This is a genomic window from Psychrobacter sp. BF1, assembly GCF_019279065.1.
GTDB classification, from domain to species: domain Bacteria; phylum Pseudomonadota; class Gammaproteobacteria; order Pseudomonadales; family Moraxellaceae; genus Psychrobacter; species Psychrobacter urativorans.
This window is the reverse complement of record NZ_JAGYWV010000009.1, coordinates 129,675-136,029: the sequence shown is the minus strand read 5'-3', so window position 1 is coordinate 136,029 and position 6,355 is coordinate 129,675. Positions and strand designations below refer to the sequence as shown.

The following is a 6,355-nucleotide window of genomic DNA, read 5'->3' as shown; positions in this document are numbered from 1 at the left end:
CTGATGCTGATGCTGATGCTGATGCTGATGCTGATGCTGATGCTGATGCTGATGCTGATGCTGATGCTGATGCTGATGCTGATGCTGATGCTGATGCTGATGCTGATGCTGATGCTGATGCTGATGCCGATGCTGATGCTGATGCCGATGCTGATGCTGATGCTGATGCCGATGCTGACGCCGATGCTGATGCTGATGCTGATGCTGATGCCGATGCTGACGCCGATGCTGACGCCGATGCTGACGCCGATGCTGACGCTGATGCCGATGCTGATGCTGATGCTGATGCTGATGCTGATGCTGATGCCGATGCCGATGCCGATGCCGATGCTGACGCTGACGCTGATGCTGACGCTGATGCTGATGCTGACGCTGATGCTGACGCTGACGCTGATGCTGATGCTGATGCCGATGCCGATGCCGATGCTGATGCTGATGCTGATGCTGATGCTGACGCCGATGCTGACGCCGATGCTGATGCTGATGCCGATGCCGATGCCGATGCCGATGCCGATGCTGATGCTGATGCTGATGCCGATGCTGATGCCGATGCTGATGCTGATGCTGATGCTGATTGTGACGCTGTGGACGACTTTGCGACAGCTGAGATCCATGTATCGCCAGCACATGTTGGCTCAGTGCACGACTCAGATAGTCAGTTTTCAATTTTAGGTTTAGGCGCACTCACCTTGTTGAGCTTTGGTAGCAATCCAGTTGCAAACTTTTCTATAGCGGATGGACTAACTGGTGATGCTACAATCACTGTCAGTAACAGTAGCTTATTTGGTGTTTTCAATAGTGCTAAAGCCGTTGTTCAGCAGTTAAATGAAGATACTGGAAGGTACGAAACTATCGACCGTTTAGGTGATGGTGGGCTTATTACTCTTATTGGGATTGGTAGTGGAAAAGCTGAAGTTGAGCTTCCTGATCTTGATGCAGGTCATTATCGGGTCATAGGTGGATCAGGTGGCGTCAGAGTATTTGGCACCACAAAGGTCAAAGCAGAAGTTGATCTCTTCGACCCATCTACGCCTGGTGAGGTCAGTGCAGCATCAATCCATGGCAATGTCATCGATGAAAATGACGTTGTAACAGATTCGACAGTGATTACCGATGTTAACGGTGAAACGATTATTGCTGTTAGCACTATCGAAGGTGACTATGGCACTTTAGTCATAAACCCTAATGGGGCTTATAGTTACATGCCTAATGAAGATATTAACGTAATTGGTCAAACGGATCATTTTGAATATACGATTGCTGACGCTAATGGTAAGACTGATTCTGCAACACTAACGATTGATATTATTAGTGAATTCCCAGCTCCAGTTGTTGCACAAACAAGCTTCTATGATAATTTAGAAATGGCTAATGATATGGCCTCTGATGATTTGGAAGATACGAGGGCTATAGAAGAGTCAAGCACCTTAAATTTTGATATGTTAGCTACCTTTGATGACAGTTCGAATAGCTTTATCATGGATAGCATGGACCATCACATTGTTCTAAACGATCTCATAGACATTGTTGGTAACCATACTCAATATGTCGACATCAAAACGGATGATCATGGCAACACAACGTTAGCATTTACTGGGCAAGAAGTTGAGCAAACGCCTGTGCCAATTGTTCATAATACTAACGAAGAAGCAATAATTACTGGTATTTATCATACTGCTCCAGTCGGTACTGATATTGCTAGTAACATAGCAGACTGGGATAATCTAGCCAACATAGCTAATACACCCTATATTGGTTAATATCTTGTCTACTAAATCTCTAATTTAAAAAAGCGCCTTCATAATGAAGGCGCTTTTTTATGGTTCAAAAATTTAGATCAAATCTTAGAAATTAATATAAATCTATTGGTTAAAATAGCTTATATTGATATAAAGATACTAGTCAAATTAATAGTGCTAAAACACTTGGATTATATTAATAAATATTTAGTCATCTTAATTTATCTAGATAAGTATGAACTAACTTTAAAATTTTAACAGATTTTTTTCATAACTAATTTAAGGTAATAATTTAGAATATATTAAATTTATTTATTAGGTATTCAATATAAAAAAATCAATTATATTAATATGTTAAGTTCTAATAATGGCTTCCTAAATACGATTATTATTCATGATTATTAAAAATAGTATTTCTAAGAATAGAATCTATTAATTATCTATATTATATATTTTACTTTAAATTTTTATGACTGTATTATGATTTTGATTTAACTACCTATAAGTGGATTATCTCATTATATGTATTATTTATTTAGGTTTTTAATTAATTTTTTTATTGTATTCTGTATTAATTTTTAGTAAGGTTTAGAACATGAAACTAAATATTAACGAAAACGGATATATAGGGTTTCCTGTTGAAATATAATATAACAAGCCTATCGAAGCGAAAACATTCATCTTGCATTTTGCTATTACTCAAAAGCATGATGTTGCTACTAGTAGGTCTATATTTAACAGTTTCGACCCAAGCCGTAGTAAATGACATCCAAATTAATAGTTTGATTGGACAAGCTATTCAGACACATCCGTTAGTAGGGTCAGCTCGTGCCAGTCAGCAAGCAACAACTGAGGGTATTACTGCTGCTAAGTTAAATTTGCTACCTACACCTAGTGTTTCTTCTGGTTATGACAATGAAAGTGATTTTATATCGCAAATTACCCTACGTCAGGCCTTGTGGACAGGAGGTGAGTTGACTGCCAATGTCAATCAAGCAATATTCGATGATAAAGCGGCAGTTGAGAATATCTACGAGCAGCAAAACACAGTCGCCAAAATAGCTATTGGAGCATGGAAAGACTATATTCAGGCGCTTGCACAGCAGAATATTCATTCAGAAACCCTCAACCAGCTCAGCGGATTTGATGCATCAATGCAACGCCGTGTCAATCAAGGAGTGTCAGCACGTATTGAATTAGATTTGGTAACTAACCGTATCTTGCAAGAGCAAACAGCCTATCAGGCAGCTGTAGAACAGCAACGTATAGCGGTCGCTAGACTTGAGCAAATTATTGGAGAAAGGCTAGCGGAAAATATTGATAACACTTTACCTGATATCAAGTTTTTGGTTAATCAAGCCAAGCAGCAATCGATTAACTTTGAAAAAATGGCATTTGATCTAACCAGTTTCTACAATCCAATCGTTATTAAACAACATTTTCAGGTTGAGTCAGCTAAGCAAAATGTAAAAGCCCGACAGGCAGCTAAATATCCAAGCATTTATGCGCAATATGAACATACTTATTATCATCAAGATAATAGCAATGAGGGTCAGTTCTCTTTAGGACTGAGCTATGATCCAGGCGCTGGATTTTCTAATTTAGCATTAGCACGTGCTTCGCAAGCTGAGGTTGATAGCTTAATACAAAACCAAGAGGCGGCGCGACGCAATGTAATTGAAGATATACAAGTACAGTATCAGCAGTTCATTAGTGCTCGTGATCGTGAGACCTCGTTAGTGGCGGCTGTAGCTGGGGCTCAAATCGTAGTTAGCTCTTATCAGCGTCAGTTTATAGCTGGTCGCAAGTCTTGGCTTGAGGTACTTAATGCCGTTCGTGAACACAGTGACTATCAAGTGCAATTGGTACAAACACGTACTACGTTATTAGCGTCTTTTTATAATCTACAAGTCGATTTTGGCGTGATGCAATGGCAAGACTTTAATGTCAATCGTCAACCAGTGCGGTTGTTCAATTCGTTAGATCCAGTAAGAGAGTGGTTAAACAGCCAAGATCAAAATATCGATAAAACAGACTTTCAAACCATTCAAAGTCGAAGATTTCCCAGTCTGCCGCTTGGCTATAAGCCAAAGTTACAGGACAGTTATAGGGACGTTAAGTTACCAGCTGCTGCAGAGTATAAGCTAGGTAATGATGAGCTTCTGATAGTTGATGATAATTATAATATTACGCCCATATTTGAGTAACGCAATGCAACAAAGGGTCGATAGCGCAAAATCATAAAGCCAAAATAAAAAGTAAGCAGTCAATAAAAGATAGCTAAAAAGACACCTATAGCGAATTTTGATTATTCTTAGATAATTAATAAGTGATTCTTATGAGCGAAAATTTATCGTCTACACCTATATTAGTATCAGCATCCTCATCTATAACTAATGCTATAGATCTCAAGAAGCACCAGCAAGATAGGGGCTGTGAGATGATACAGACTTTGACCGATGCATTGAGATATTTACTTAGCCAACAAGGATACCCTATAGACAATATCCGTCTGCATGACATGGTGGAGCGTCATAGCGATATGTCAGCTAAGCCAAGCAAAAACGTTCACCAATTGGGCAGGGTTATTGCTGTACTAAATGGCATTGGTATAGACGATATACCTAAAATATTAGCGCAACCAGATGCAGCATTTTTACCATTATTGGCTTATAGAAGTGATATCGGCTGGGGCATCATCAATAATCAAACACCGCAAGGAACTTGGAACTTTCGCCAAGAAAACAGCCAGACATTGAGCAGTATTGATGATTTAGAGCTAATATTACGGATTCGTTTAACTGATGAGCACATAAAGCAGCGCAAGTCCTCATTTAACGACTTACTCAAGTCAGATTTAGGTAACTATAAAGGTATTTTCGCCGAAGCTATTGTGGCCAGCTTTTTAATAAATATGCTAGCACTCGCTGTGTCGTTGTTTTCTATGCAAGTTTACGATCGGGTCATACCAACGCGTAGTGAATACACGCTTATTATATTAGCGAGTGGAGTGTTGCTAATAATTATGTTCGAAGCTTTTATGAAGTTTGCGCGTGCTCGAATAATGGATAAGGTGGCTATCGGTTTAGATCAATATTTATCTCGAGAAGTATTTGAACGGTTATTAAAAGTGCGAATTGATCAACTGCCAGGTTCGGTGGGCTCTATGGCCGCACAATTGCGCGGCTATGAGCAAGTGCGTAGTTTTTTCACCGCTAGTACTTTATTTGGTCTCGTTGATTTACCGATGACTATTATTTTTGTTACTTTAATAGCGTTTATTGGTTCACCTTTAGTAGCGGTAGTCCCAGTCATCGCTGCTGTGTTAGCTATTACTATGGGTCTATTGGCTCGTAAACGCATAGACATGATCGCTGCTGAAGGGGCTTCTGCTTCTTACTATAAAACGGGGTTGTTAGTAGAGACAGTAGAAGGGGTTGAGACTATTAAAGCTGGGGCAGGGAGCTGGAAATTCTTATCGCGTTGGCTTGATGTTATGAGCATTACTATAAAAAATGATTTGGATATGAAGCATGCTAATGACAATCTCAGTTATTTTACTCAAATGCTACAGCAGGTGAGCTATGTGAGTATTGTGATTGTAGGTTCTTTCGTAGTCATACGAGGGGATATGACTATGGGTGGCCTTATTGCCTGCTCAATTCTAGGGGGCAGAGTACTAGCCCCAGTTATGGCATTACCTGGTCTGCTGGTGCAATATGCGCATGCTAAAGCCGCTAAGGTCAATATTGAAGCGCTGTTTGAACTAGAACAAGACAATCATAATATTACTTATCCTTTATCACCTACTAGTATCAAAGGTAATTATCTATGTGAAAATTTAGTATTTAATTACCAAGATAATGATAGATCAGCTATCAATGTGCAGAAGCTATCGATTCGACCAGGCGAGCGTATTGCTATTTTAGGTCCTATTGGCTCTGGAAAGTCTACCTTGTTAAAAGTGCTATCAGGTCTCTATGCGCCTACTGAAGGACGAGTTTTATTGGATGGTTTAGATATCCAACAGATTAGCCGAGAAACTTTAAGTGAGCGTCTAGGTTACTTACAGCAAGATCATCGGCTATTTCAAGGAACCTTAAGAGAGAATCTATTGATTGGTATGCCAGCCCCTAACGATGATGTTCTGCAACAAGTAATAAATAGAACAGGACTGATTAATTTAGTCGCTAGTCACTCAAGCGGGCTTGATCTACCTATTAGTGAAGGGGGTAAAGGATTATCAGGAGGACAAAAGCAATTGGTGGCGTTCACTAGACTATTACTAACTAAACCTGACGTATTCTTGTTAGATGAGCCTACCGCTTCAATGGACAATAAACAAGAGCAGCGCTGTCTACAAGTGCTCAAGCAACAGCTAATAGAAGGTCAAACTTTAATAGTGGCAACCCATAAGTCCGTGCTATTAGAATTGGTTGATAGACTAATTATTATGGACAATCAACGCATCATTATCGATGGTCCAAAACAGGTCGTACTTGATGCACTTAGAAGACAAGACAAGGTACCTAATAAACCTAAGCAACCGAGTGAGATACAGAATGTAGCAAAGCCTGTGATAGCCAAAAACTCTATAGACCAACAAGGGAAATAAT

The 6,355-nt window shown here is 39.7% G+C and carries 3 protein-coding genes; all 3 read left to right on the top strand.

All coding sequences use genetic code 11. The annotated features are described in order from the left end of the window. On the top strand, positions 1-1,760 hold a 1,760-nt coding region (locus KZA12_RS11185), incomplete at its 5' end, for an Ig-like domain-containing protein (protein WP_218690275.1). Positions 1,761-2,446: 686 nt separating this feature from the next. Next, entirely contained in the window at positions 2,447-3,946 is a 1,500-nt protein-coding gene (locus KZA12_RS11180) for a TolC family protein (RefSeq protein WP_218690274.1), read from the top strand. Positions 3,947-4,077: 131 nt separating this feature from the next. Beyond that, positions 4,078-6,354 (top strand): type I secretion system permease/ATPase, encoded by a 2,277-nt coding sequence (locus tag KZA12_RS11175; protein WP_218690273.1) that lies wholly within the window; start codon positions 4,078-4,080, stop codon positions 6,352-6,354. The last annotated feature ends 1 nt before the right edge of the window (position 6,355 follow it).